Annotated in this window: 15 protein-coding genes; 4 read left to right on the forward strand and 11 right to left on the reverse strand. The window is 47.5% G+C overall.

Features of this window, described 5'->3' with window-relative positions; genetic code table 11:
- Positions 1 to 194 precede the first annotated feature (194 nt).
- Positions 195 to 1,037, forward strand: a complete 843-nt coding sequence (locus ACLWNV_RS03995) for a Ku protein (protein ID WP_413586609.1) — start codon at positions 195 to 197, stop codon at positions 1,035 to 1,037.
- Here the strand turns inward: ACLWNV_RS03995 and ACLWNV_RS04000 are convergent.
- Genes ACLWNV_RS04000 through ACLWNV_RS04010 form a run of 3 tightly spaced genes read right to left on the reverse strand, consistent with a single transcriptional unit; the run spans position 1,034 to position 4,563 of the window.
- Positions 1,034 to 1,912, reverse strand: a complete 879-nt coding sequence (locus ACLWNV_RS04000; protein WP_413586610.1) for an SDR family oxidoreductase — start codon at positions 1,910 to 1,912, stop codon at positions 1,034 to 1,036. The two genes, ACLWNV_RS03995 and ACLWNV_RS04000, sit on opposite strands and share 4 nt — an antisense overlap.
- A 10-nt stretch (positions 1,913 to 1,922) precedes the next feature.
- Complete coding sequence (gene ligD, locus ACLWNV_RS04005; protein ID WP_413586611.1) at positions 1,923 to 4,376, reverse strand: DNA ligase D; 2,454 nt, start codon at positions 4,374 to 4,376, stop codon at positions 1,923 to 1,925.
- 16 nt (positions 4,377 to 4,392) lie between these two features.
- Positions 4,393 to 4,563 carry a hypothetical protein gene (locus ACLWNV_RS04010; protein WP_413586612.1) on the reverse strand — a complete coding sequence of 57 codons (171 nt, stop codon included), beginning with the start codon at positions 4,561 to 4,563 and terminating at the stop codon, positions 4,393 to 4,395.
- A 115-nt stretch (positions 4,564 to 4,678) separates the two neighbouring features.
- Here ACLWNV_RS04010 and ACLWNV_RS04015 point away from each other — a divergent pair, with 115 nt between their 5' ends.
- Entirely contained in the window at positions 4,679 to 6,562 is a 1,884-nt protein-coding gene (locus ACLWNV_RS04015) for an acetyl-CoA hydrolase/transferase C-terminal domain-containing protein (RefSeq protein ID WP_413586613.1), read from the forward strand.
- On the opposite strand, the gene ACLWNV_RS04020 is transcribed toward ACLWNV_RS04015, so the two are convergent.
- From ACLWNV_RS04020 to ACLWNV_RS04045, 6 genes are all read right to left on the reverse strand, one after another.
- Complete coding sequence (locus ACLWNV_RS04020; RefSeq protein WP_413586614.1) at positions 6,528 to 6,893, reverse strand: hypothetical protein; 366 nt, start codon at positions 6,891 to 6,893, stop codon at positions 6,528 to 6,530. The two genes, ACLWNV_RS04015 and ACLWNV_RS04020, sit on opposite strands and share 35 nt — an antisense overlap.
- A 55-nt stretch (positions 6,894 to 6,948) precedes the next feature.
- Positions 6,949 to 7,242 (reverse strand): DUF883 family protein, encoded by a 294-nt coding sequence (locus tag ACLWNV_RS04025; protein WP_413586615.1) that lies wholly within the window; start codon positions 7,240 to 7,242, stop codon positions 6,949 to 6,951.
- Positions 7,243 to 7,369: 127 nt separating this feature from the next.
- Complete coding sequence (locus tag ACLWNV_RS04030; RefSeq protein ID WP_413586616.1) at positions 7,370 to 8,197, reverse strand: MlaD family protein; 828 nt, start codon at positions 8,195 to 8,197, stop codon at positions 7,370 to 7,372.
- Positions 8,181 to 8,777, reverse strand: a complete 597-nt coding sequence (locus tag ACLWNV_RS04035; protein ID WP_413586617.1) for a paraquat-inducible protein A — start codon at positions 8,775 to 8,777, stop codon at positions 8,181 to 8,183. The genes ACLWNV_RS04030 and ACLWNV_RS04035 overlap by 17 nt, the downstream gene beginning before the upstream one ends.
- A gap of 8 nt (positions 8,778 to 8,785) precedes the next feature.
- Complete coding sequence (locus ACLWNV_RS04040) at positions 8,786 to 9,832, reverse strand: SDR family NAD(P)-dependent oxidoreductase (protein WP_413586618.1); 1,047 nt, start codon at positions 9,830 to 9,832, stop codon at positions 8,786 to 8,788.
- A 118-nt stretch (positions 9,833 to 9,950) separates the two neighbouring features.
- Positions 9,951 to 10,919 carry a hypothetical protein gene (locus ACLWNV_RS04045; RefSeq protein WP_413586619.1) on the reverse strand — a complete coding sequence of 323 codons (969 nt, stop codon included), beginning with the start codon at positions 10,917 to 10,919 and terminating at the stop codon, positions 9,951 to 9,953.
- Positions 10,920 to 11,246: 327 nt separating this feature from the next.
- Here ACLWNV_RS04045 and ACLWNV_RS04050 point away from each other — a divergent pair, with 327 nt between their 5' ends.
- Positions 11,247 to 11,444: a hypothetical protein gene (locus tag ACLWNV_RS04050; protein WP_413586620.1), complete on the forward strand. Its 198-nt coding sequence runs from the start codon at positions 11,247 to 11,249 to the stop codon at positions 11,442 to 11,444.
- A 59-nt stretch (positions 11,445 to 11,503) separates the two neighbouring features.
- Here ACLWNV_RS04050 and ACLWNV_RS04055 read toward each other — a convergent pair whose 3' ends face one another.
- Positions 11,504 to 11,914, reverse strand: coding sequence for a hypothetical protein (locus tag ACLWNV_RS04055; RefSeq protein WP_413586621.1), 411 nt, complete (start codon positions 11,912 to 11,914; stop codon positions 11,504 to 11,506).
- Positions 11,915 to 12,065: 151 nt separating this feature from the next.
- Between ACLWNV_RS04055 and ACLWNV_RS04060 the strand changes: the two genes are divergently transcribed.
- Positions 12,066 to 12,815 (forward strand): TIGR02147 family protein, encoded by a 750-nt coding sequence (locus tag ACLWNV_RS04060; protein ID WP_413586622.1) that lies wholly within the window; start codon positions 12,066 to 12,068, stop codon positions 12,813 to 12,815.
- Here the strand turns inward: ACLWNV_RS04060 and ACLWNV_RS04065 are convergent.
- Positions 12,812 to 13,276 (reverse strand): hypothetical protein, encoded by a 465-nt coding sequence (locus ACLWNV_RS04065; RefSeq protein WP_413586623.1) that lies wholly within the window; start codon positions 13,274 to 13,276, stop codon positions 12,812 to 12,814. The two genes, ACLWNV_RS04060 and ACLWNV_RS04065, sit on opposite strands and share 4 nt — an antisense overlap.
- Between the last annotated feature and the right edge of the window lie 5 nt (positions 13,277 to 13,281).

Consider the following 13,281-nt stretch of genomic DNA (forward strand, 5'->3'; position numbering starts at 1 on the left):
TTTCAAGATTCCTCTTAGGCTGCGCATATCCTGAGATATCGTTTCACCCTTTATTATACACATCTAAAACCGAGGAAATTCGCCAACTGTGCAAGCACATGTAGTGCGCTGTAAATCTGGTCGAACATCCCTTCTTTTCTGGTCTTCAAAAACATTCGTATTTGGTTTTTCCTGAAGATAACACGGGGGGAGTCATGGCAAGCATATGGAAGGGCTCGATCAGTTTTGGTCTTTTGAATATTCCGGTGACCCTGCAAGGGGCCCAATCCGAAAAAGAAATCCATTTCTCGATGCTGGATAAAAAAGATCTGTCCCGAATCCAATACAAAAAAATCAACGCCAAGACGGGCAAGGAAGTGCCTTACGAAAACATCGTGAAAGGCTACGAGTATTCCTCTGGCCGTTATGTGCTGGTGACAGAGGATGAAATCCGCAAAGCCAATGTTAAGGCCTCACAAACCATTGATATTGAAGACGTCGTGGCGCTTGAGGAAATTGATCCCATGTATTTTGAAAGACCCTATTATCTGGTGCCGCAAAAAGGGGCCGAGAAAGGGTACTACCTGTTACGCGATGCCCTCGAAAAATCAGGAAAGGTCGCAGTTTCAAAAATCGTCATCCGTATCAAACAGCATCTGGCCATGATTATGCCCAAGGGGGAGTACCTGATGTTGGAGCTTCTGCGTTTTGGACATGAGGTGAAGACCGAAAAGCAGGTCCACTACATGAAAGAAGTGGCCAAAACCGCCAAATACAATCCTCGTGAACTCAAGATGGCCGAGGATTTGTTAGAGGGGATGACAGGTAAGTGGAAGCCGGAACAATACAAAGACACGTACTATCAGGAAGTGATGAAGATGATCGAGCGTAAAGTAAAAACGGGCAAAGGTCATCGAATTGCGCCAGTTAAAGAAGAACACATTGAAGCCACGGATAACGTTGTGGACTTGATGCCGTTGCTGCAAAAAAGTCTGGCGGCCCGAAAGACAGCCAAGAAGCGCGCACCTGCAAAATCACGGGCCAGCAAAACCGCTTAAAGCGGTTCTGCGCCCATTTCTGCAATCACAGCACCACTGATGTAAGAGGAATCAGCTTCAGAGGCCAGGAACACATAAGCCGGCGCAATCTCTTCCGGTTGCGCGGGACGACCAATCGGTTGATCTTTACCGAAATTTCTAACTTTGCTTTTTTTGGTGCCTTCGTCAGCCACATTGAGTGGTGTCCAAACCGGTCCCGGGGCCACTGCATTCACGCGAATGCCTTTTTTAACCAGCATTTGCGCCAGGGATTTTGTAAATGTATTGATGGCGCCCTTGGTAGAGGAGTAATCCAGCAGTTGTTCCGGAGCGCGCGAGGATGTTTCGGAACTTGTGGCAATTATGCAAGACCCGGGTTTCATGTGAGGAACTGCCGCTTTTGCCAAATGAAAGTAAGCATAGACATTGGTTTTAAATGTTTTATCGAATTCTTCCGTCGTGATTTCAGAAATATCGTCTTTACGCATTTGATGAGCGGCATTGCTGACCAGGATATCAATTCCTCCCAGTCTTTTGACAGTCTCGGTTACGGCTTTTTTGCAGAAGCTCTCCTTGGAGAGATCGCCGGCAAGCAGATGGCATTGACCACCCAGCTCTTCAATTTCAATTCTGGTTTCTTCGGCATCGACAAGCTCCTCGGGCAGGTGAGTGATAAGGACGCTGGCCCCTTCTCGGGCATAAAGCAGGGCCACAGCTCTGCCAATGCCCGAGTCGCCACCAGTTATCAATGCGCGCTTGCCGATAAGCTTTCCAGCGGCTTTATACTGCGGAGCCCGATACAGCGGCGCCACTGACATTTTCTTTTCTAATCCAGGAGACTTTTGTTGAGGTTCATTAAAGGGCGGATGGGGTTTGCGTTTATGCATGTTAGTCATAGGCATCCTTTCATAAATGCATTTGTTCTCTGGCACTGCTTTTTTTTGTGCCGGATTTTTCCAACAGGGAAATCTTTTGATGCAGATCCAGATATCCCTGCCATGGATCCTTCTTGCGCTTTTTCAAATATGTTAAAGCCGCGGCCAGATCAAAATGATCACCGCTGGAAATTTTTTTAAGTTCGTTCCAGGTGATAGGCATGGCCACTGCGCTGACGGGGCGGGCCCGTAAAGAGTAGGGAGCCACGGCGGTAGCGCCTTGGGAATTTCTAAGGTAGTCCACAAATATTTTTCCAGTTCGGATTTTTTTGGACATCTTAGAAACAAATAAGTCCGGTTCCTGCTGCTCCATTTGTAGCGCCAGGGCATGAGTGAAGCTGTTGATTTGATCAAAAGTATAAACGGGAGCCACGGGCACATGAACATGCACTCCCTTGCCTCCGCTTAGTTTTACAAAGCTTTCCAGACCCAATCCATCCAATAGTTTTTTTAGTTTAAAGGCGGAATCCACCACCGTCTTCCAGGACACTCCCGGGCCGGGATCAAAATCCATGACAAACTGATCTGGAATTGCGGTGTCGGGATGGCGGGAGTTTGAACAGTGAATTTCAAATGCATTCATTTGTACCAGGGCCGCCAAGCCGGGCGGATCATCCAGGCTCATGTAAGTTCCATAGCCACCGTGTTCTTTCATCTTCACTGAAGTTAATGCGTCAGGCATGTGTGTCTGGTGCTTTTGAAAGAAACACTGTTTGCCTGTCCCATTAGGACAACGGACCAGAGACAGGGGACGATGTTCGATTAAGGGAATGATGTGAGAGGCAACGTTCGCGTAGTATTCCGCCACTTTTTGTTTCGTGATTTTTTCTTTGCTGAAAAGAATCTTTTCCGGAGAAGAGACGGTCCACACTTCGGGGTTCACTGCATTTTTAACTGTTTTTTTGCTGGTGCTTCTGCCTTTGGTTTTTACGGCGATTTCACGTTTAATCTGCGTCACAGGTTTATCCTCGCGCAGGCCATGAAAGACCGGAACCCGCAGAATTCCTTCGTGGGTCCAATTGGCGAAGGTGACAGCGGCACTGTATTTGGGTTTCAACCAATGAATATCTTTTCCCCGTGGGGATTTGATATCAAAAGGGGAGTGATCGGTTTCGAGGGGCTTTAATGAATCAAAAACATCCCGCAGACTTTGGCGATTGAATCCAGTACCCACGCGACCCACATATTGAAGTTTTTTGTTTTTATATACACCCAAAAGCAGGGCGCCGAAATGATCGCGGCTGCCTTTGCTTTCGGTGTAACCACCGATCACAAATTCCTGTTGCTCGGTGCACTTGGTTTTTACCCAGTTCGGATTTCTTTCAGAACGATATGGACTGGATCTTTTCTTGGAGATAATTCCTTCAAGCCCGTGCTTTTTCGCCAACGCCAGTAAACTCTTTCCCGAGCCCTGGTGTTCGCTGCTGTAACGAATGTGACTTGCAGATTTTTTAAATATTTTTTGCAGTTCGTCCCTGCGTTCTTCCAAAGGAAGGGAGCGCAGGTCTTTGCCACCAACGGCCAGAAGATCAAATGCGTAAAAGTACATATTTCGCGTGGAATCGGCTTTCATTGCGTTTTGCAACAGCTGAAAATCGCTGCGCCCGGATTGGTCCAGTACGACAACTTCGCCGTCGATAACCGCACCCTCAAGATCCAGGGTCGCCAGCTCTTCTGCGATATTGGAAAACTTCTCAGTCCAATTTTGGCCGGAGCGGGTGAATAGTTTCACATCTTCACCGTGAACGTGCGCCTGAACCCGATAGCCATCAAATTTCAGTTCGTGCAGCCATTCATCGCCAGCAGGTGGTTCGTCGACCAGTAATGCCAGCTCGGGCCCTATAAATGGAAGACGTTTGATTCGGTTTTTGGGTTCAGACTTCGATTTGGATTTTGATTTAACACTTTTTGAACTGGATTTGGATTTCACCTCGGGAATCTCGCGCGCAAAAGCATCATCTTTTTTCATCAGCAGCCACTGCGCATTTCTGCCAGGAGAACGGGTGCGAACCAGATGGAAAACGCCTTTTAATTTTTTTCCTTTTAGGTTGAAAACCAGATGACCTTTTTTAAAGCCTCTCGCTGCATCTTCCAGGGGATCCCAAGTCCCTTTGTCCCAGATATAAACATCTCCGGCGCCGTAGTGGCCCTCAGGTATTTTACCGTGAAACTTGCCATAGGAAAGCGGATGGTCTTCAACTTCAACCGCCAGGCGTTTTGTATGAGGGTCCATGCTGGGCCCCTTGGGCACCGCCCAACTTTTCAAAACCCCTTCCCACTCCAGGCGAAAATCCCAATGCAGGTGGCTGGCATGATGTTCCTGAACCACAAAAGAGAGATTCTTGCTTCGGGCGGCTTTCTTTAAACCTTTGGGTTCGGATGTGCCGGTGAAATCGCGTTTGCGGTTGTACTTGGCAAGACTCATGAAGACTCCTTTGCTGTCAGTACATGGAAGGAGTCTGGCGACTGCGCGGTGACTCTATGGAATCGTCATAAGGAATATCCGCAGAAGTTTCCTGATCCCAGCTGCGTGGCTGTTTTTGCCGGTTTTCTTTTGAAGGTTTTGATGGAGACTTTTGCGTTCCTTGCTTTTTTTTGTTCTTGTGAGCCATAGGTCCTCCTCGAGTTTTTATTTTCCAACTTTTTCTCCAAGGGGTATACGTCCTATGTCATTGATCAGTTTGCGACCCGTCTTGACTTGAGGTCGGGGTGTAAGAAAATGTATCCATGACTACTTTGAAGAGCATTCAGGAAGCAGAAAAGTATATACTGGAGAAATGTGGGAAAGAACTGCGCTTTGCCATTCCTTTGGGATTGGGAAAACCGAATCAGTTGATAAACGCGGTGTATGAACTGGTTAAAGCTGATCCTTCTCTGTCGTTAACTCTTTTTACGGCACTCTCCCTTGATATTCCTCAACCAAAAACCGACCTCGAGTCCCGATTTACCAAACCATTTTTCTCGCGGCATTTTGGCGATGACTATCCCAGGCTGTCATACGTCATGGATTTAAAAAAGAATCAGGTGCCTGACAATATTTCGATTCATGAGTTCTATTTTCAGGCGGGAACGACATTGGGCAATGTCCATGCTCAAAGTAACTACATCAGTTTAAATTACACCCATGTTGCACAAAGTATTTTGAATATGAAATTGGATGGTGTGCTCCAATTGGTCTCCAAGTCCACTGACGGACGTTACAGCTTAAGCTGCAACCCGGATTTAACACTGGATGTGGTTGAGCTTTACAAGTCCCAGGGTAAACCCTTTAGGGTCATCGCAGTGGTCCATCCGGATCTGCCGTTTCTGGGAGGTGATGCCGAAGTTCCCGCAGAGTTTTTTGACGTGATAGTGGAATCACCGGAAGTAAATCATCAGCTGTTCGCTCCACCCAAAAATTCCATTGATGCAACTGAGCATCTGATCGGATTGCATGCCAGTCGACTGGTTAAAGACAACGGTACTTTACAGATAGGCATAGGATCGTTGTCCGATGCTTTAACAGTCTCGACTTTGTTGCGACATCAGAGAAACTCCGACTACAAATCTTTAATAGCTAAACTGGATGCCAGATTTACCAAGGGCACCGGCGGCGAACTTCACGATTCGACTTTTGAAAGTGGCCTGTATGGAACCAGTGAAATGATCATGGATGGTTTTATGCACTTACGGAAAGCCGGCATTCTAAAACGCGAAATTCTGGATCATGACGAGAATAAACGCAGATTCCTGCATGGCGCGTTTTTTCTGGGATCGAAATCTTTTTATCAGTGGCTTCGCGAATTACCGAAGGAAGATTACCAGGGGCTGTCGATGACCCGGGTTTCAAAAGTGAATGACCTCTATGATCCCCACGAGCTGGCATTGCGTAAGCAAAGAAAGAATGCCCGATTTTTTAATTCCTGCATGCAGATGAGTTTGCTTGGCGGAGCTGCCTCTGAGACCCTTAAAAACGGCAACGTGGTCAGTGGCGTGGGCGGACAGTACAATTTTGTGGCGATGTCTCACGAGCTGCCTGACTCTTACTCGGTCCTGATGATGAAAAGCACCCGGGAAAAGTTGGGCAAAAGAGAATCCAATATTATCTGGGACCCTTCGCATCTGACCATTCCGCGACATCTACGGGATGTCGTTATAACCGAGTACGGAATTGCTTTTTTAAAAGGGCAGAGCGATTCTGAATGCATCAAGCGATTGCTAATGATTACCGATTCCCAATTTCAGGACGAACTTTTGAAGACTGCACAGGACAACGGCAAAGTAGACTCTCGTTGGAGTTTACCGGTTGCTGCCCGTAACAACACTCCAGAAAAAGTGCAGAAGTTTTTGGCTGACGCCAAAGCTCTGGACGTGTTTAAGCCATTTCCGTTCGGGAGTGATTTTTTCGGTGAAGAAGAAGTGTTGCAAGCGGCTTTGTTGAACTTGAAAGGTAAAACGAAAGGACAATTGATCAAGACCCTGGGGGCGGGTGTATTTACCGCGAAGTCTTCGTATCGGGCGGAGCTGGAGCGAATGAAGTTGTTTGCGCCCCAGTCCCCAAAGGAATTTTTATTTCAGCGGGTCCTGTTGGGCTCTCTTAAGGAGCTTGCTCCTCTGAATCATCCTCAATAGTCCCAGATCCTTGAGTTCCTGTAGAACTGTCTGATCTTTGCGACGATGATGATGAAGTTGGTGAAGATGAAGCTTGCTTCCACGAAGCGCTCGATTCTTCTTCGCTCATCGTTGTCTGGGTTCCGCAGCGGGCGATGATATCATCCAGTCGTTCCTCGGTTTCCTCGTGGGTCAGTCCCGTTTTTAAAGAAACCAGATCAGTGAGGGAATCATAGTTGTGTTCAATCCGCTGAATGTCATCGTCACTTAGATTAGCCCATTTTTTTCGGACTTCTTCAGTCACCTGACTCCAGTTTTGTTCGTTCAATTGGTGATCTTCTGGTTGTGCCATATAATCCTCCTCTTGCTATACGAAAAAGGGCGGAGTGTCTCCGCCCTTTAATTCTTTAGTGACGTCGACGAGCAATCATGCCGGCGACAAATCCTACGGCGGCAGCGCCCAGGACTGTTGCGATCGGATGATCTTTTACAAAGTCTTCAGACGTCTCATAAGCGTCCTGTGCTTTGTGTTTGATCGTTTCATAACGATCAGCCCATTCGCTTCTCATCTGAGACCGCGCGTCTGACATTTGCGATTTGATTTCCGACTTGGCTTCGCCGTACAGGCTCTTACCTGTATCAACTGCTTGTCTGCCAGTGGATTTAAGATCGTTTACAAGTTCTCTTGGTGATTCAGCCATAGCACCCTCCTTGGTAATTCATTAGGCCTTGATTTATCTTTATCACTTTTTTCGATCAGCGCCAGAATTCATTGGCAGAGTTGTTATCGTTCATAAACTCGACTATAAATTCGCCCAGTGTATTCTATCACTCCAGCACGGGATTCCATTTTTCCGACTCCTTGGGAGCATCTGCTGCAAGTACAAACGTGGTTCCGGCTTTTGCTTTAGGGCCCGCATTGGTTGGCGTGGCGAACTCGATTCCTCCGCGCAATAAAGCATCTACGGAATTCATTTTAACGAAAGAGTTGAACAGACCAAGCTTTGCCTGAAAGCCCGCTTTACGCCAGAAGACCGTGTTCTTACGAATCAGACGGGCGTATTCCCAGGGCACGCGAACCTGCACTTGAATCGTTTGCCCGGTTTTGGAAAGTGAAACCCTAGTGACGGTTCCGACACTCATGCCGCGGTAAAAAAGTGTATCGCCGTCACTGACTGAATCCAAACGCAAAGCTTCAAGTTTAAACAGAGCTGTTTCCTCAAGGGGATTCTTTAGATCCGTTCCGACCCGGCCTTCAAAGTTTTTCGTTTTCGCTCCACTTCCGGGGACTGCAGAAATATAGCTTCCCTCTACCAGAGTATCCAGTCCGCGAATTTCCTCAAAGCTGACTCGTGGTGTTTCCAGCCAGAACTTCGTACCTTCATTGGCAAAATCTGAAGCGTGTTTCTCCAGGCGCGCCAGAACCTCAACATCTTTTTTATCAGGCGAAATTCGCACCGAGGTGACAACACCAACGCGAACGCCGCGAAAGCGGATCTCCGTTTTGTCTGGGCGAATGCGCGAGCCCTCTTCAAAGCGAATGGTGATTTCCGGGCCGCGGGTTTCCAGATACTCATACAGCAGGTAGCCGGAAATTCCGATGGCAAACAAAGGGAAAAGCCAGAAGTACCAGGTTGCACTAAGATTTTTTATCATAGGTGTTTTTCCAAATTGTTGTAGGATCAAAAGCGGCCGAGGAAATCATGGTGAAGATTACGACCAGCGCAAAGATCCAGGCGCCAGCGCCCGGTTCAGCGTGGGCCCAGGGCCCCATTTTCATGACTGCCACCAGAACCGCCAGCAAAAAAATATCCAGCATCGACCAGCGGCCAATGACCTCGACAATATTATATAGCCGCGTTCTTAATTTCTGTTGGCCCTGGGACTTGGCACTTAACCCCAGGTAAAAAAGAATTATCAGTTTGGCAAAAGGAATCAGAATGCTTGCCAGGAACACGACAATAGCAATTCCCCAGGAACCACCCTGGCTCAAGGTCACAATTCCTTCCCAGATCGTCGCGGTATTTTTATTTCCATAAACTTCGAGCGACATGAACGGCAACAGGTTCGCGGGCACATACAGAATTAAGGCCGACGTTGCGCACATCAGACTTAATAGGGGGCCGGCCTTGCTGCCGACGTGGTTTATCGTGCCGCAGTTTTTACACGCAACAAAGAACGATGAACCTGAATCCGGCAGAATTTCTTCGCAAACTTTGCAGCGCTTGTCTTCCATGAACGGCCTCAGTGCAGCTGATCAGTTTGCGGAGGAATCTCGTTATTGCGTTCAGCGGCTCTTTCACCCAATGAGGTGACAAACGAGCGGGTGAACATGGATTCAGCATCCTTGCCTTCCAGCGTGGTTCTTAAATCCTCCGTCGGATTGGGAAGAATCCAGTTTGCCACGGATCCGAGGTCGGCATAGATTCCAGGAAAGTTCGAGTTAAGAAGTGACAGTATTCGGGCTGGAGTTGAAACGGTGGTTTCAGCTTTGCCAATCTTAATGGCGGAGACAATTTTGCGGGCCGCTCTTTCTGCACTGATAGTGATCAGGGGTGCTGATGCCATCAGAGCAAACCACGCGTGCTCTTTTTTGAACTGTCCTTTAACCCGCGCATTGCGTGCGGAACCTGTTCGCATCAGTCCCGGGCAAACGGTTGTGACGTAAATTCCTTTGGACATCAACTCCAGGCGCAGACTTTCAGAATAACCCCGCAGCGCAAATTTTCCAGTGCAGTAAGCGGCGAGATGGGGCACTGGAACCACGCCACCTATGGAGGAGATGTTCACAATGCGAGCGCCTCTTTTTAAATGCGGAATGCAGGCGCGGTTCATATAGTAGGGCGCCCAGAAATGCACATCCAGGGAGTCTTCAAAGTCTTTTTTAGTCGTATTGTCCAAAGGGCTTGTCGTAATCACACCCGCATTGTTGACCACGACATCGATTTGCCCAAAGTAGCGCAGAATCGAGGACACCGCCTGATCCACCTGGTGTGGTTTTGTGCAGTCACACTCCAGAGTCAATACGTCCGTGCCAGGAATAAACAGCTCCACTATTTTTTTTGCCCGGGCAAGCTCTTCGGTGTCGCGGGCCAAAAGTGCCAACGAAGCTCCTTGGCGGGCAAACTCTTTGGCCAAAACCAAGCCCAAACCCCGCGATCCACCAGTGATCACCACTACGGATTTTCTAAGCGAACGAAAGCGAAGCTGGTCGCGAACCATGGTGTAAGCCAAGCCACCGATCAGGCCAAATGTAAGTCTCTTAAAGAGCGAGCGACTGAGCGTATTCATAGGCACCTCTCTGACCACATTTTAGAAGAGCGGGCGGAGGTTCCCAGATCCAGTGCAAGAAAGCAAAATCCCCGCGGATGCGCGGGGATTTTTTAACGAGAGAATATAAATTTTGAGACTATAGTTTAGAAAGGAATGAGCCCAGCAATGAACCTACGATCGAAGTTACAACACTGGAGGCTGGCGAAGAAGCGCCGGCAACCTTAATTCCACCCATCAATGCAGTTAACAAAGTCTGCATTAAGGCAGAAGAGCCTGAACCCGATCCCACGATAGAGCTCAAACCAGAGTTTGAACCTGAAGTGAAAGCTGCGATCAGGTTTTGTAAAGTCGTGGATGTGTTATTAGAACCACCCAATTTTGCAATCAACTGATTCAAACCAGGCAAGGAGCCAGAACCCAGGCTGCCCAGGATCGTCTGCAAAACAGAGGAAGAGTTGCCCAGATTTCCAAGCCCAAGAACAGAACCCTTAGCAAGGCTTTCGACTACAGTTGCCAGACTGCTCACATCAAAATCTTTGCCACTCAGTTTGCCAAGAATAGCTTGAATGATGGTGTTAGCTGCAGTGGCTTGGCTGCTGGAGCCGATGCCTGCCAGTTTTAGATTGGAAAACAATGCGGAAGTCACTTTTTGAATAAGTGCCGTGGAGACTTCGTCTTCAGAAAGATTCACCAGCGAGTTCAGTGTACTGTCGCCGATCAATCCCAGAATATTGGATTTGCTGACCAGGTCCGCGATATTCAATGTACCTACACCTGTGGTAGCACCTTGAATTAACACCGGGATAATAGCAGATATATTATTGCTGTTTCCCAGATTGGCAGAATCAAGAGCGGTTTTTGCGCTGGCAATAATCGCGGCGATTTGAGTCGCAGACAACTTGCCTGATGCTTGTACTTTTAGTTGGTCCTCAAGATCGCTGACCATTGATTGGGCTGCGACTGTAGGAGTTGATATGTTAGGGGTGCTTTGGGCACCTTGTGAAGAGCTGTCGGCAGAGGAACGTTCTAAAGTTTCAAAATTACTACCACAGCCAATCAAACTTGTCGTAAGTGACAGCGCCAGTAATGAAGTGATTAATCTCATGGGTCCTCCGGTTATTGGTCCAGAAACAGAATAGAGTCATTCCGGAAAAATAAAAATGGGGGTACGAGGAACAAAAAGGTCCTGTAAAAAGCTGCGACGAAAAGCAAAACCGTTTTTGCATACTTCGTTCACAGAAATGGAAAAACAGGATAATTCTGTTTTTTCTTTTTCCACTTTGTTTGCACATTCAAGGGTTTGGGTTTCGAAACCTGAGTAATCGCCCCGAAAATAATTTCTCAAAAGGAAACGAACAGTGCGAACAATCAGGATCTTTCCTGTTCGCGAAATATGAATAATATGGCGCAATTGAGGAAAAGGAGAACTGAAATGCCAAGATCCACGAGTACTCACACTGCCAAAGAAGACCGCATGGCCAAGCACATCAAGGACAGCGAACGCGCGACGGGAAAATCCGCGAAGCGTTCAGAGCAGATTGCCTGGGCGACCGTAAATAAGAAAAGATCTGCCGCTGGAAAGACCGCCAAGGCTGCTAAAAAAACCCGCTCTAAAACCAAGAAGCACTAAGAATAAAAAAAGGCACGGACTCGACCGTGCCTTTTTAATTTTACTATTATTGGATTGAACTAGCGATTGCAGTTTTCCAAACGCTTGTTTTGCACCGTGATCGGGCGCTCTTTACGGTGGTCCCACACATCGTAAGTATACTGTGTGTAAGAGTCATCAAGTTGAACTTCGCGCGTTTCTTTTTTCACGCAAGATGGACGGGTGGAATCGTTTCGGTTCCAGCGAACACAGATTTCTTTTTCCTCAATCAAAGGAGCAGAGATAGTCGTTTCAGGAACTTTAACGTTCTTGACCGTATGTTCGGGAATGCGAACTTTAAGGGTGTTGGTATCCGGCTCAACACATAGGTTGTCACGATAGATTTCACCCTGCTGAGGGATGTAAGGGTTGGCAGAACGATTATAAATGATTTCAGTCGCTGCAGAGGCGAAAACAGGCGCCATAAGCAATATAGACAGGAACAGTTTCATCTAAGCCCCCTTAGGGTGTTATGGGAAGGCATAGTTTTGACATATATGTTCTGACCAAACAAGAGACGGTTGCTGAAAACCTTTCACAAGGTTTGTGAAAACCCGGCAAAAATGCCGAAGTGCCCGTTTTTTAAGGTATATATAGGCCCATATGACAAAGGCTGAAATCCTTAAGTACAAAGACTATCGGCAGTTCCTGGCAGACTACAATGCCTGGAAGAGCCAGAATAAAGTAGGTTGGAGTTTGACGGTGTGGACCCGTCAGTTGGGGCTTTCACATCCCTCGGCTTTGTCGATGATTCTGAATCGCAAGCGCCATATCGGCGACAAGCTTGTTGACTCCATGGCTGAGTACTTTGATTTTGATCAGAATGAAAAGGATCACTTTTCCAATCTGGTAAAATACGAAAAATCCATCGATAGCAATCATCTGCGCATCATGGTCTTGAATCAATTGCAGGGCGAAAAGAACAACGCCATTGCCAGATTCATTATCAATGAGGGAAATAAACTTCAAAACTTTGAAAGCCGCGAGGCCCTGGCGCAGGTCTTGGCGCCAATTCTTGGAATGAACAGCCAGGAAGTAATTGATTTGGAATCCAGAACTCCAACATCACCGGATCCCAAGGCAATGCACTCGGAGATCGTTAAGATTCTGGAGCGCTCTTACGATGTCGTACCCAAGTCCCAAAGACAATATTCAGCGACATTCATCAGAATGAAATCGCAACGTATGCAGGAAGCCATCGAAAAGCTTCGTGCCTTTCAAAAAGAATTCATTGCCGAGTTTGACAGTGAAGAAGCTGACACTTTGGTGTGTTTTCAAAATTCACTTTTCAATATGTTAAACGAAGCGGGGACCGCGAACGATCCCGAGCTTCCACATAATAAGAAAAATTAAGAATCACCACATTCGTCGCCCCAGGCGGCCGTCATTGAGCACGTCGGATTTGCTTCTGTGCCGCCGGTGCCATTTTTATTGATTGTGCACTTCACGTCTTTGGCATTCTCATGCACATGACCTGTGGTTGCATCAGGCATCACTCCCATTTCAGACAAGGCATCGAATAAAGCCTTGGCCGTGATAGGCCCAACGCCGGCAGGTGGTGAGCAAACGTAAGCTGGCATAAGGTCCGGCAGGACACCGCGATTGGTTTGGGTGCAAGTCAGCGTGGCGATCGTCCACGTGGTATCGTCGCCATTGACGGTTTTTTGAGCGATGGCGGAATTTTTTAGTATATATCCCAAAGTAACGGCTTCGTCCCCTTTAAATGTTCGAGAGGACATGTCTCCGCATGCAGCAGAAGCGATATCCGCGACTAACAAAAGGCCGATCAATCCCAAAGCAGTTTGTTTAAGCATGGTTT

Source organism: Bdellovibrio sp. HCB274, assembly GCF_047306075.1.
Taxonomy (GTDB): Bacteria; Bdellovibrionota; Bdellovibrionia; order Bdellovibrionales; family Bdellovibrionaceae; genus Bdellovibrio.